Origin of the sequence: Allorhizobium pseudoryzae (genome assembly GCF_011046245.1) — a bacterium.
Lineage (GTDB): Bacteria > Pseudomonadota > Alphaproteobacteria > Rhizobiales > Rhizobiaceae > Neorhizobium > Neorhizobium pseudoryzae.
In genome coordinates this window covers 3563225-3576311 of sequence record NZ_CP049241.1, presented here as the reverse complement: position 1 = coordinate 3576311, position 13087 = coordinate 3563225, and the positions used below count along the sequence as shown (strand labels likewise).

The following is a 13087-nucleotide window of genomic DNA, read 5'->3' as shown; positions in this document are numbered from 1 at the left end:
CGCAATGACCGAAGAAAACACCATGGCTGGCCCAGAAGAGGCGGCTTCCCCCACCAGATCCGGTTTCGTGGCGCTGATCGGCGCCACCAATGCCGGCAAGTCCACGCTGGTGAACCGTCTCGTGGGCGCCAAGGTGTCGATCGTCAGCCACAAGGTGCAGACGACGCGCGCCATCGTGCGCGGCATTGCCATCCATGAGCAGACCCAGATCGTCTTCATGGATACGCCCGGCATCTTCAAGCCGCGCCGCAGGCTCGACCGCGCCATGGTGACGTCCGCCTGGGGCGGCGCCAAGGATGCCGATATCATCATGCTGCTGATCGACAGCGAGCGCGGCCTGCGCGGCGATGCGGAAACCATCCTGGAGGGCCTCAAGGAGGTCCACCAGCCAAAAATCCTCGTCCTCAACAAGATCGACCAAGTGAAACGCGAAGATCTCCTGAAGCTCGCCGCCGCGGCCAACGAGGTGGTCAAGTTCGAAGACACCTTCATGATCTCGGCCACCAACGGCTCCGGCTGCGACGATCTTCTCGGCCATCTCGCCAAGCGCCTGCCGGAAGGCCCGTGGTATTATCCGGAGGACCAGATCTCCGACCTGCCGATGCGCCAGCTCGCCGCCGAAATCACCCGCGAAAAACTCTTCCTGCGCCTGCACCAGGAGCTTCCCTATTCCTCGCATGTCGAGACGGAAAAGTGGGAAGAGCGCAAGGACGGCTCGGTCAGGATCGAGCAGGTCATCTACGTCGAGCGCGACAGCCAGAAGAAGATTGCGCTCGGCAAGGGCGGGGAGGCGATCAAGGCCATCTCGACCGCCTCGCGCAAGGAACTGTCGGAAATCTTAGAACAGCCCGTCCACCTCTTCCTCTTCGTCAAGGTGCGCGAGAACTGGGGCGACGACCCCGAACGCTTCCGCGAGATGGGTCTGGAATTCCCGAAGGGCTGAGGTTCGCCTATTTCTGGCGGTCCATCAGGGCCTTGACCTCCTGGAACCGGCGCTGGCGCTCCGGTTCCTCTTCCGTCGGCGCATAGCAGGTGTTCGAGACGCAGAAGCGCACGAGATCGAACGGTGCCTGCGGCTTGCCGAATTCGCATTCGATGACGTTGTTGAAATCCGTCGGCTGCGGGTTTTCCCGCGTCGAATAGGTGAGCCGCGCGCCCGGCGGGTTGAGTTCGGGGAAGGACTGGACCACGCCGGTCTTCAGCACGGGCGTCAGCAGGAAATGTTTCGCAACCGCAATGCAGGCCTGTTCGAGCCCCGGCGACTGGGCGGCGGCCAGGCTGGGCTGACCCGTGACGGCAAGAGCCGCCGGAATGGCAAGGCTCGCGGCAAGCAGAAGATGGCGCATGATGACTCCCCGGTCTGTTTTTCCGGGCTGGAACACGCGGGCGACGGATTTGGTTCCCCGCTGGGGTCCTTTTTCGACCGGACGCGGCATGAGAAAGCGATTCAGCCGCAAGCGGTTATCGGATAGACTTGAGTCTCAGGCAGAAGATGAGCAGGCGCCATGCAGTGGCAGGATGAAGGCATTGTGATCGGCGTGCGCCGCCATGGCGAAACCAGCGTCGTGGCGGAACTGATGACGCGGGAACGCGGCCGTCATCTGGGGCTGGTGCGCGGCGGCCGTTCGCGCGCCATGCAGCCGGTGCTGCAGCCCGGCAATCGCGTCGAGGCGGTCTGGCGTGCGCGGCTCGACGAACATCTGGGGGATTACAAGCTCGAGCCGCTGCAGCTTCGCGCTGCCCGCCTGATGGAGCACGCGACCTCCGTCTACGGCGTACAGGCCATGGGCGCCCTTCTGCGGCTCCTTCCCGAACGCGACCCGCATCCGCATCTCTATGAGGCGCTGGATGTCATCCTCGACCACATGGATGATCCGGCCGGTGCCGGCGAGCTGTTCGTCCGTTTCGAACTGGCCGTCCTCAATGATCTCGGCTTCGGGCTGGATCTCACCGAATGCGCGGCAACCGGCAGGCGGGATGACCTGATCTATGTGTCGCCGAAAAGCGGCCGGGCCGTCTGTCGTGAGGCCGGCGCACCCTATGCCGATCGTCTGCTGACGCTTCCGGGGTTTCTTGCGCCGGAAACCTCGCTCAGCGCCAGCCGCGAGAGCCTGACCGCCGCGTTTCGGCTGAGCGGCTTCTTCCTGCATCGGCATGTCTACGAGCCGCGGGGTTTGACGGAAAACGCCGCCCGCGACGGTTTCGTCCAGGCGGCGCTGAAGGCGATGATGCGGCTGGAATGCCAGCCGGACGGTCGGAAAATCGGCTGAGCGTTTTACGCCGCTGCCGGCATCATCGGCCGTTGCACCGGTTTTTCGACGATCGGCCAGTGGACGACGGCCGCAAAGATGCCGAGCGCGACGCCGAGCCACCAGACCGGATCATAGGAACCGAAATGGTCGTAGAGATAGCCGCCCATCCACACGCCGAGGAAGGAGCCGATCTGGTGGGTGAGGAAGACCATCCCGCCCAGCAGGCCGAGATGGCGCGTGCCGAACATGATGGCGACCAATGCATTGGTCGGTGGCACCGTGGAGAGCCATAGCAGGCCCATCACCACGGCAAAGATGATCACCGACGTCGGCGTCTGCGGCAACAGCAGGAAGGCGGTGACGACCACCGACCGGGCGATGTAGATCAGTGCCAGGAAATACGGTTTCGAATAGCGCTGGCCGATGACGCCGGCGGCCAGCGACCCGATGATGTTGAAGAAGCCGATGCAGGCCATGGCGATCACCGCATAGCGCGCATCGATGCCGATATCACCGAGATAGGCCGGAAAATGCGCCGTGATGAAGGCGACCTGATAGCCGCAGACGAAGAAGCCGGTCACCAAAAGCACATAACTCTTGTGGCCGAACGCCTCACGCAGCGCCTCGCCGGCGCTCTGCTGGAAGGCCGCCGCGTTCTGGCTGCCGGAGCGCGAATTGCCCCGCAAGGGAAAGGCCAGCAGCGGCACCGCGAGCATCATGGCGCCCATGATCACCAGGCTGTCGGACCAGCCGTAAAGGCTGATCAGCGCCTGGCTGACGGGGGCGAACAGAAACATGCCGGCAGAGCCCGCCGCCGTGCCGATGCCGAACGCCATTGAGCGCTGTTCGGGTGTCACATGCCTTGCGAAAGCCGAGAGAACCACGCTGAAGGAGCCGGCGCCGATGCCCATGCCGACGAGGATGCCGCCGCCCACATGCAGCCAGAGCGGGGCTGCGGCAAAGGCCATGACGGCAAGCCCGGCGGCATAGAGAAGCCCCGACATCACCAGCACGCGTCCGGTGCCGTATTTGTCGGCCAATGCGCCGAAGATCGGCTGGCTCATGCCCCAGAACAGGTTCTGAAAGGCCATGGCCAACCCGAAGGTCGAGCGGTCCCAGCCGGTATCCGAAAGCATCGGCAGCTGGAAAAAGCCCATCGCCGACCGGGGGCCGAAGACGAGCAGCACGATCAGCGAGCCGCAGGTGATGATCGTCCACGGCATGGAGGCGGTCGCTTTCGGCGCCGTGGCATTGGGGGAGGCAGGGGCGGGACTCATGGCAGCAATCTCCGGATGATGCCGCAGAATAACCGCACGCTGCCGGAAGCCAAACGTGTTTATGTGAGGCAAGGATCAGCGAGATTGATAGATGAGAGGAGCGGCCGGCCGGTCGCCCCGAAGCTGTGGCTGCGACAAAGGATCAGTTGAACAGCGACAGGATCGATTGCGGCTGGCTGTTGGCGATCGACAGCGCCTGGGTCGCCAGCTGCTCCTGCACGTCGAGCGCCTTGATGCGCGTGGCTTCCTCGTCCATGTCCGCATCGACCAGCGTGCCGATGCCGTCTGCCATCCAGTCGCGCAGCTTGCCCATGAAATCCGTCTGCAGCGAGATGCGCGATTGGATCGATCCGAACGCGGCGCCGGAATCGGCCATCATCTGCAGCATGCCATCCACCGTCTTGATCATGTCGTCGAGCTGGTCGTCGGTGGTTGTCTCGTCGAGGCTGATCTCGATTGCCCCGTCATTGCTGTCGTTGGCAACAAGCACGTAGGCCGTCGTCGAGCCAGCGTCGGTGGCAAAGCGCGTGCTGGTCAAAATCCCGGCTTCGCCATTGGTGGCGTTGGCTCGGGTATCGATCAGCGAACTGATCGAGCCACCGGCTGTCGACCAGAGATCCGTCTCGATGGTCTCCATGTAAACGCCGCCATTCAGGTCACGGTAGAAAGAGGCGGCGACTTGTGCCGTGGTATCCGAACCGTCGTTGATCTGCAGCCAGTTGACGCCGTTGAAGCTGGCCGAGCTGGCGATCGATTCCAACTGTCCCTTCAACTGGTCGATTTCCTTGTTGACCTTGTCTCGGTCCACCCCCGGTTCGCTGGCCGCCACCAGCTTGGACTTGATCTCGTCCACCACGCCGAGGGCGGAAGAGAGGCCCTGATAGGCCACTTCCACGGTGGCGGAGCCAAGGTTGAGGGCATCCTGCACGGCAGCGAGGGCTTTGTCGTCGGACCGCATGGTCGCGGCAATGGACCAATACGCCGCATTCTGGGAGGCCTGGCCCACGCGCTGACCTGTCGACATCCGTCCTTCCGCGATCTCGCGGGCACTACTGATGTCGCGCAGCGTCGACAACGCCTGCAAGGCGGCGACGTTCGTCATTATACTCGTCATAATACGCAATACCCGGAATACACAAACACACACGCCGGAAAGAGCGAGACGCCTTAAGAAACATGGTTAGCACCCCCGTCCCTTCCTGCTCGGCATTTAAACCGCGCTAACCTTAATGCTCGCTTAAATGGAGGAGATCGTGCGCGAATTTTTGCGGGAAGGCGGGCGGGGCGGGGCCGGAAAGGCTCAGCGACGAGCCCGGGCCTGCCGGCTTTCGCGCCAAATCGTAAACAGGCCGGCGGCAATGACCAGGACCGCGCCGGCGATCATGTTGAGCGTGACGACCTCTTCGTAGATCAGCACGCCCAGGATGCAGACGAGGACGATCTGGACATAGGTTATCTGCTGCACGGTAACCGCATCCAGGAGATCATAGGCGCGGATCAGCAGGTAATGGCCGCCGATGCCGGTGCAGCAGAGGACGGCCATCCAGATCCAGTCCACCGGTGCGAGCGGCGTCCAGAAGAAGGGGCCGACGAAGGTGATCGCCGCGGCCCCGGCCACGCCAGTATAGAAGAAGCTGGTCATCGCGCTGTCGCTGCGGCTCGCGAGCCGGGTGGTAATGGCGTAAAGGGCGAAAATCACAGAGCCGGCAATCGGCAGCACCAGTTTCGCCTCGAGGTTTGCCGCCGAGGGGTTGATGATCATCAGCACGCCGAACAGGCCGATCGCGATCGCCGTCCAGCGCCGCCAGCCGACCCGTTCGCCTAAGAGCGGCACGGAGAGTGCCGCGACGAAGAGCGGCGTCGCGGCAAAGATCGACTGGGTGTGCGACAGTCCGACCAGCGCAAACGAAGAGACGGCGATGACGATCTGCACGACGAGGATCACGCCGCGGGCAATCTGCAGAAAAGGACGCGAGGTCTTGACCGCACCGGCAAGCCCGCCTTGCGAGCGCGCGGCGAGCAGCAGCACGAAGGCCGCGAACGCCCAGTAGCGCAGCATCACGATGAAGATCGGCGGGTAATGGGTGCCGAGATGTTTCGAGACGACATCCTGCCCGGCAAAGATGGTCACGGCTGACAGGGCAAAGGCAAGGCCGCGGGTTTTTCCGGTCATCAAGGCATCTCTGAACAGTTGGATCGGCTGACGGGAGAGCCAGCCGCAAGACTTGAGCAGTTCGCGGGGAATGCCCGCGAGCCGCCTCTTCGTGGTCAGCGGCGCTTGATCGCCCAGGCTTCTCTCTGGCCAACGACCTGTGCTGCGTCACCGATCCGCAACAGGCCCTTGCCGCTTGGTACGGCGTTCCAGCCGAACAGCGGCCCCGGCACCCGCCGATCCGCCGACATGCGGATGCGGCCCATGGCAGGCATCGGGCTTGCACCCTCGCGCGACCCGGTCTCCTGGTCCTGCGTCGTCATGATGCAGCGGGCACAGGGTTTGACGAGATCGAGCACCACATCGCCGATGGCGATCGAAGCCCAGCCGTCCTCGGCAAACGCCTCGTCGTGGTCGAGAACGATGTTGGCGCGAAAACGATCCATGCCGACCGGCGCCTCGCCATGGGCGGCCATGTCGGCATTCAGTGCCGCGAGCGAGCCGGTGGTGGTGACGAGCACCTGATAGCCGTCGTTGAAAGCGACGGGAGAACCGTCGCCCGCCCACTCGGCACTTGCCGTCCGGCGCGCCTGCGCATCGAAGAAGACCAGCCGCACCTCCCGCTCCAGCCATTGCGACAGCGTTGCGTTTACCGCCTCGTCGGCCAGCGCCGCATCGACGGAGGATTTCCACACGACGACCTGCTGGCGGCGATCGGGTGCCGGAAAGGCGACGGTGAGACCCTCATCGCCCATCGAGACCGAAAGCCCTGTATCGGTCGGGTTGACCAGGAGGCGGGCAAGCGCCGGCATCTCCCGCTGGGTGATGAAATAGCCGGTCGGATCGGTCAGCATCCAGCGCCGGTCGCCGGAAAGCCCCATCGCGTCGATCGGGCTTTCGGTGAGCGCAATGCCGCGCGCGCTTTTCAGGGGAAAGACGTTCAGGCCGATAACATGCATAAGAAACCCTCAAAGCTCGTCGAAAAACAGGTCGCGAAAATCCGCCAGCCGTCTGTGCCGCTCGCCGGCCAGCCGGCGGCCGGTCGCGGTCTTGAAGCCGTCGGCCAGTTTCAGCAGCTTCGCCTCAAAGTGATCGATGGCATAGGTCCGGTCGTCAAGGTCACGGGAGTGCGCTTGCGGATCGGTGGCATGATAAAGTTTCGATGCCATGCGGCCTGCCGTGTAGAAGGTGCGGGCAATGCCGATTGCGCCAAGCGAATCCAGCCGGTCGGCATCCTGCAGGATTTTTGCCTCGATCGACTGCGGCGTCAGATTGGCGGAAAAGCTGTGGGTGAGAATGGCATGCGCCACGGCCTCCACCGTCGCACGCTCCCAGCCAAGACCGGCGAGAATGCCGGATGCCTTTTCCGCGGCAAGCCGGGAGGACTGCGCCCGCTCCGGATGGTTCTTCGGCAGCGAGACGCAGTCGTGTAGGAGAACGGCGGCGGCAATCACCTGGCCGTCGCCGCCTTCGTCGGCCTGGATGCGCTGGGCATTGTGGAAGACGCGCAGCAGATGGGCGACGTCATGCGCTCCATCATCGCCGTCAACGGCATGCGGCAGAAGTGTTTCCGCCAACGCCTCGAAGGGGTGGAAGCCGGCGGCGAAATCGTCATCAGTCACGGTTCAGTCTCCGGCGGGCGGTGCCGCTTCATGGGAACGCGCAAGAATGCGCTGATAGAACAATCCGATGCCGATCAGCACGCCGCCGAGCCCCATGAAGGAGAGGGCACGCAGGATGCCCTCCAGATTCGACATGTCGATCAGGAAGACCTTGCAGACGGAGATCAGCACCAGGCCCGCGGAGGCGAGACGCAGACTGCGTGCATCGAGTCGGGAGCCGAGCGCAAGCAGGCCGACGCCGATCAGCAGCCACACGACCGAATAGGTGTAGGTTTCGGCCGGCAGGAAACCCTTCCAGTCGCCAATATTCGGACCCTGCCAGAACCAGCGCACCGAAAGCGTTGCCCAGAGGAACGCCAGCACGGCGCCGGTGAGGGACAGCATCATGACATAGGCTTTCGGCCGGCGATCGCGCGCATAAAGCGCAAGTCCGGCATAGCCCAGCGCCGGCAGCAGATAACCGGGCAGAAGCAGGTTGACGACGGGCCAGGTGCCGATCCCCTCATTGGAAAAGAACGGATTGAGCACGAAGAGATGCGCCGAGAGGATGTTGAGGGTGGCAATCACCCCGGCCAGCATCGATAAAACCCGGAAGGTGAGGCTCGGTGCTTTCGTATCGAGCGTCATCAGGATACCGGAGAGGCCGATCAGCAGCAGCGTGTAGGTCGATTGTTCGCCGAGCGTCGGAACCAGTTCATCCAGCACGCCGCCATTCATTGCGTGGCGAACGAGAATGGAGACCGCGAGAAGGCCGGCGAGCGCCGCAAGCCCCTGCAAGGCGTTGACGAGCCGCCGGCCAGGCCAGTCGCGCAGCAGAAAGGCGGAGGCGATCAGCAGCGCCGCCGGAACCCCGTAGCCGGCCAGCAGCGCGTTGAACACCGGCGTCTTGCCGAGCGCATCCGGCCCGACGACCGTCGGCTCCCAGGCGATCCGCGCCCCGATGACGATTGCAGCCAGAACCATGGCCCAGGGCAGGCCGCGCAAGGGGCGCAGGCGCGTGGTGAGCACGAAGGCGAAGCCGAGGGCGGCAACGCCCAGCGTCGTAACGAGCCCGTGTGTCAGCGCGTGCAGGGTGAAGGTGAAGGCGGCGAAGGCGCCGAGAAGCAGGAGGTCGGCGGCAAGCGGCGCAATCCGGTCCCGGCGCCAGAGCCGTTCGACGGTTGCGAGTAGGGCGGCGCCGATCGCAAGCCCGTAGATGCCGTGTAGCCAGTCCCGACCGAGCGTCCCTTCGTTGAGGAAGGTGATGGTGGCGAGGCTGATCGGCACGGCAGAGGCGAGCAGCGCCCAGAGCGCCCCCAGATCGGGGTCATCCATGCCCTTGCGGTGCTGAAACACCAGACTGCAGAGCGTGATGATCGCACCCAGCGTCAGCGCGCCGAGAATCGAGGGGCCGATGCCGCCCAGCAGGCCGCTGCCGACCGCCGTGGCGGGTGGGGTGGCGATGGCCATCTGCGTGACGGCGATGAGCAAGGTACCGAGCACTGCCGTCAGAGCGGCGAAAAGGGCCGGGATTGCGCCGGCCCGCCGCCCGGCGCCAAGTCCTGCCAACGCGCCGGCAACCGCCGTCAGCATCAGGGCGGGATGCGTGGTGCTCGGTGTATCGATCACGGTCAGGCAGAGTATTGCGAAGAAGGCCGACAGCGATGCGGAACAGAGGATGGTGCGCGGCCGCCGCCCAAGGAGCGCCCGCAGCCGGCGCCAGGGATCGGACGGGGCTTCCTCACCCCCCGTTTCGAAGGCAAGGCCCGGCCAGAGAAAGCCTGTGCCGGCTATCAGCACCAGCAGGGCGGCGCCAGGCGGTACGGGGTCGAGGACATCGGCGCCGAGGGCATAGGCAATCACCCAGAGCGCAAGCCCAAGATTGGCAAGCACCGGCAGCACATGCCAGCGGCGAATGCGGGCGGCCCCGGCGGCGGCGAGCCAGACCAGCGACAGGAAGCCGAACAGGAAGGTGATCTTCGGCGCATCGGAGGCAACGAGCGCCGGCGTGATCAGAGAGGCCGCAAGCCCAAGCCCCGCGAGAGCCTGCCCGTGCAGCAGAGAAAGAGCGAGCGTCGCAAGCGAGATCAGTGCGAGCAGCAGGAAAGCGGGCGTGGCGCCGATGAAGCCGTAGACGCCGTAGGCGGTATAGGTGGTCGCGATCAGCGTGATACTGGCGGCCGCCGTCAGCACGCCGGGGATCATCGCACCCGTGTAGGCCTTCGGCAGGCGGGGAAGCGCGCCGCGGCGCAGCACTTCGCCGGCGCCGGCGAGCAGCAGGCCGAACAGGGTGGCCAGCACCAGCCGCGCTGCTGGTCCCAAAAGCCCGGCATCGATCGAGTAGCGCACCAGGAAGATCCCGCCGAGCGCCAGCGCCAGTCCGCCGACCCAGACGCTCCAGCGCGCCCCGAACCGGCTTTCGAAGCTTTCGCGCGGTTTCGGCTGGGATGCCGGTGCGCCCTCGGACACCATCGGCTCCGGATCGGAAACCATGTCCCGCGCCGCCTCCTGCACGGCGGGCACATCCTCGCCCTGCGGCACGCCTGCTTCAGCCGCCGCTTCCGCCTCGGCGGTGCCGGTTTCCGGCAGAGGCACCGTCGCACCCGCCTCGATCTGCTGGCGAAGCGATTGGACTGTGCTTTCCAGCGACCGGACCTGATCGGAGAGTTTTCTATGCCAGAGGAAGAGGGCGATGACGGATATCAGGAGAAGGAGTTCGAGCATGGCGGACCCCGCGGGTGAGAATGGGTGGCGTTATATCGGCTGTTTCCCAAAAATGAAAAGAGTGCCCGTGCCGGCTCACCTTGACCACTTGGTCAAACTTCGTGCAGCGCGTGATACTCTGTCAGGCAATCGCCTAATCTGTAGGCCTTCAAAGGTATTTGACTATATTCTGTGCAAAAATGGCTTGCGTCGCCCTGCAAGATTGTCTTTGATGGGCTGTCTCAAGAATATCCAGGGGGAAACAGAAGACATGTTGACACGTCGCCTCTTCGCCAAGCTTCCGGCCGTCGCCGCGCTGGCGCTCGCCACCGGTTTTGCTGCGCCTGCCTTTGCCGATACGGCTGTGAAGTTCACGCTCGACTGGAAGTTCGAGGGCCCGGCCGCCGGATTCCTTCTGGCGCTCGACAAGGGTTACTTCAAGGCCGAGGGCCTGGATGTGACGATCGATACCGGCAACGGATCGGTCGAAGCCATTCCGCGGGTCGCGACCGGCGCCTACCAGATGGGCTTTGGTGACATCAACTCGCTCATCAAGTTCCTCGACGAGGACCCGAGCCAGAAGGTCAAGGCCGTGATGATGGTCTATGAGCGCCCGACCTTCGCAGTCGTCGGCCGCAAGTCGCTCGGCATCACCACCGATCCGAAGTCGCTGGAAGGCAAGAAGCTCGGCGCGCCGCCGCCGGATGGCGCCTTTGCCCAGTGGAAGGCGTTCAAGCAGGTCGCGAAGATCGACGACAGCAAGATCAAGATCGAGAGCATCGGCTTTCCGGTGCGTGAACCCATGCTCGCCAAGGGCGATGTCGATGCCGTCTTCGGCTTTGCCTTCTCGGTCATCCTGAACCTCAAGAAGCAGGGCATCAAGGACGAGGACATCGCCACCATCCTGATGGCCGAGCATGGCCTGAACCTCTATGGCAATGCCGTGCTGGTGAACACGGATTTCGCCGAGAAGAACCCGGCCGCGGTCAAGGGCTTTGTCAAGGCGCTGGCCAAGGGCTTTGCCGATGCGGTCGCCAAGCCCGAGGAGGGGGCCGCCGCCGTTCTGAAGCGCAACGAAACGCTGGACAGTGCGATCGAGCTCGAGCGCCTGAAGATGGCGAATGCCATGAACATCAAGACGCCCTACGTCGTCGAAAACGGCTTCGGCGGCGTCGATATGACCCGCCTCGGCGCCTCCATCGACACGCTGAAGATCTCCATGGGCCTGAAGGGCGCTGTGAAGGCCGATCAGGTGTTCGACGGAAGCTACCTGCCGCCGAAGGCGGAGCGCATGCTGCCGTAATTGGCTCTGCCCCTCACCCTAACCCTCTCCCCGCTGGCGGGGAGAGGGGACGTGCCTCGCGATTGGTCGAGAGGTGCGCAGACGACGCGGCATACCCTTCTCCCCGCTTGCGGGGAGAAGGTGGCGGCAGCCGGATGAGGGGCGAAAGCCCCCACGCGTGATCACGGACGGAGAACCGATGTCCCACCTCGTTTCCATCGATAATGTCGACATGCGCTATGGCGGTGCCGCGGGCACGCTTGCTGTCGCCGGCCTCACCATGCGGGTCGACAAGGGCGAGTTTGCCGCGGTCGTCGGCCCGTCCGGATGTGGCAAGTCCACGCTGATGAAGCTGGTCACCGGCCTGCACATTCCGCAGACGGGTGTCGTGATCGTGGCCGGCGAGCAGGTGACCAAACCGGTTTCCATCGTCGGCATGGCCTTCCAGAACCCTACCATGCTGCCCTGGCGCACGACGCTGGACAACATTCTCCTGCCGCTCGAAATCGTCGAGAAACACCGGCATCGCCTGCGCGCGAACAAGCGAGAATATGTGGAGAAGGCGGAAAACCTGCTGGAGATCGTCGGCCTCAAGGGGTTCGGCTCGAAATTCCCCTGGCAGCTTTCCGGCGGCATGCAGCAGCGCGCCAATCTCTGTCGCGCGCTGATCCACGAGCCGGAGCTTCTGATGCTCGACGAGCCGTTCGGCGCGCTCGATGCGTTTACCCGCGAGGAATTGTGGTGCGTCATCCGCGACCTGCACGCCGCCCAAGGCGTGACGATCATCCTCGTCACGCATGACCTGCGCGAGGCGGTGTTCCTGGCCGACAAGATCTTCGTCATGAGCGCCCGTCCAGGCCGGATCCTGAAGGAACACCACGTGCCCTTCGAGAGGCCGCGTGACCTGGAAGTGATGTATCAATCGGCATTCAACGACATGGTGCACGAGTTGCACGGGGAAATCGCCAAGGCGAGGGTGGTGGCATGAGCGCGCTGACCGAGACTGCAACACCGGCGGCACCCGCCAAACCGCTGATGGGCCGCATCAACTGGGTGAAGGCCGCACCCTGGCTTTATACGATCGCGCTCTTCGTGCTCTGGGAACTGCTGGTGATCGCGCTCGACATGCCGCCGACCATCCTGCCGGCGCCAACGGATGTGTTTGCCGCGATTGCCAAATACTGGTCGCCGATCTGGAAGAACTCGCTGCAGACGCTCTACACCACCACCATGGGCTTTGCGATTGCGGTGGTGGCGGGGCTGGCGATCGGCCTCTTCATCGGCTGGTCGAAAACCATCTATGCCGGGCTCTATCCGCTGATGATCGGCTTTAATGCCATCCCCAAGGTGGCGCTGGTGCCGATCCTCGTCATCTGGTTCGGCATCGGCACGGTGCCGGCGGTGCTGACGGCCTTCCTCATCTCCTTCTTCCCGATCGTCGTCAACGTCGCGACCGGGCTTGCGACGATCGAGCCGGAAACCGAAGATGTCCTGCGCGCGCTCGGCGCGAAGAAGATGGACATCATGCTGAAGGTCGGCATTCCGCGCTCGATGCCCTATTTCTTCGGTTCGCTGAAGATTGCCATCACGCTCGCCTTCGTCGGCTCGGTCGTCTCGGAAACCGTTGCCTCCAATTACGGTCTCGGCAACATGATGAGTTCGGCGCAAAGCCAGTTCAACGTGCCGCTGGTCTTTGCCGGCCTGCTGATGCTGGCGATCGAGGGCATCGTGATGTACGCGCTGATGGCCTGGCTTGAAAGGCGCATGACCGGCTGGGCGCACCGCTCGACGATGGCGCAGTAAGGTCGGGAACGGGGGCG

At 64.1% G+C, this 13087-nt stretch carries 12 protein-coding genes; 5 read left to right on the top strand and 7 right to left on the bottom strand.

Translation table 11 applies throughout. From position 1 onward, the window contains the following. Nucleotides 1–4 precede the first annotated feature (4 nt). Entirely contained in the window at nt 5–943 is a 939-nt protein-coding gene (gene era / locus G6N78_RS17475) for a GTPase Era (protein WP_165220884.1), read from the top strand. A gap of 7 nt (nt 944–950) precedes the next feature. Here the strand turns inward: era and G6N78_RS17470 are convergent, their stop codons facing one another. Then, nucleotides 951–1346, bottom strand: a complete 396-nt coding sequence (locus G6N78_RS17470; RefSeq protein WP_206531581.1) for a hypothetical protein — start codon at nt 1344–1346, stop codon at nt 951–953. Between the two features lie 159 nt (nt 1347–1505). Here G6N78_RS17470 and recO point away from each other — a divergent pair, with 159 nt between their 5' ends. Continuing rightward, on the top strand, nt 1506–2270 hold the full coding sequence (gene recO / locus G6N78_RS17465) for a DNA repair protein RecO (protein ID WP_165220881.1): 765 nt from the start codon (nt 1506–1508) through the stop codon (nt 2268–2270). A gap of 5 nt (nt 2271–2275) precedes the next feature. On the opposite strand, the gene G6N78_RS17460 is transcribed toward recO, so the two are convergent. From G6N78_RS17460 to G6N78_RS17435, 6 genes are all read right to left on the bottom strand, one after another. Further along, nucleotides 2276–3529, bottom strand: coding sequence for an MFS transporter (locus G6N78_RS17460; protein WP_165220878.1), 1254 nt, complete (start codon nt 3527–3529; stop codon nt 2276–2278). 142 nt (nt 3530–3671) lie between these two features. Beyond that, nucleotides 3672–4631: a flagellin N-terminal helical domain-containing protein gene (locus tag G6N78_RS17455; protein WP_306416199.1), complete on the bottom strand. Its 960-nt coding sequence runs from the start codon at nt 4629–4631 to the stop codon at nt 3672–3674. A 198-nt stretch (nt 4632–4829) separates the two neighbouring features. After that, a complete protein-coding gene (locus G6N78_RS17450; RefSeq protein ID WP_165220872.1) occupies nt 4830–5702 on the bottom strand; it encodes a DMT family transporter in 873 nt (290 codons plus the stop codon). 95 nt (nt 5703–5797) lie between these two features. Beyond that, nucleotides 5798–6640, bottom strand: coding sequence for an MOSC domain-containing protein (locus tag G6N78_RS17445; protein ID WP_165220869.1), 843 nt, complete (start codon nt 6638–6640; stop codon nt 5798–5800). A 9-nt stretch (nt 6641–6649) separates the two neighbouring features. Further along, nucleotides 6650–7303: an HD domain-containing protein gene (locus G6N78_RS17440; RefSeq protein ID WP_165220866.1), complete on the bottom strand. Its 654-nt coding sequence runs from the start codon at nt 7301–7303 to the stop codon at nt 6650–6652. Nucleotides 7304–7306: 3 nt separating this feature from the next. Continuing rightward, on the bottom strand, nt 7307–10006 hold the full coding sequence (locus G6N78_RS17435; RefSeq protein WP_165220863.1) for a DUF2339 domain-containing protein: 2700 nt from the start codon (nt 10004–10006) through the stop codon (nt 7307–7309). A 250-nt stretch (nt 10007–10256) separates the two neighbouring features. Here G6N78_RS17435 and G6N78_RS17430 point away from each other — a divergent pair, with 250 nt between their 5' ends. The 3 genes from G6N78_RS17430 to G6N78_RS17420 all read left to right on the top strand — a co-directional run bounded on the left by G6N78_RS17430 (nt 10257) and on the right by G6N78_RS17420 (nt 13070). Beyond that, nucleotides 10257–11288, top strand: coding sequence for an ABC transporter substrate-binding protein (locus G6N78_RS17430; RefSeq protein ID WP_165220860.1), 1032 nt, complete (start codon nt 10257–10259; stop codon nt 11286–11288). A 178-nt stretch (nt 11289–11466) separates the two neighbouring features. After that, entirely contained in the window at nt 11467–12255 is a 789-nt protein-coding gene (locus G6N78_RS17425; protein WP_165220857.1) for an ABC transporter ATP-binding protein, read from the top strand. Then, on the top strand, nt 12252–13070 hold the full coding sequence (locus G6N78_RS17420; protein ID WP_165220854.1) for an ABC transporter permease: 819 nt from the start codon (nt 12252–12254) through the stop codon (nt 13068–13070). The genes G6N78_RS17425 and G6N78_RS17420 overlap by 4 nt, the downstream gene beginning before the upstream one ends. Nucleotides 13071–13087 lie beyond the last annotated feature (17 nt).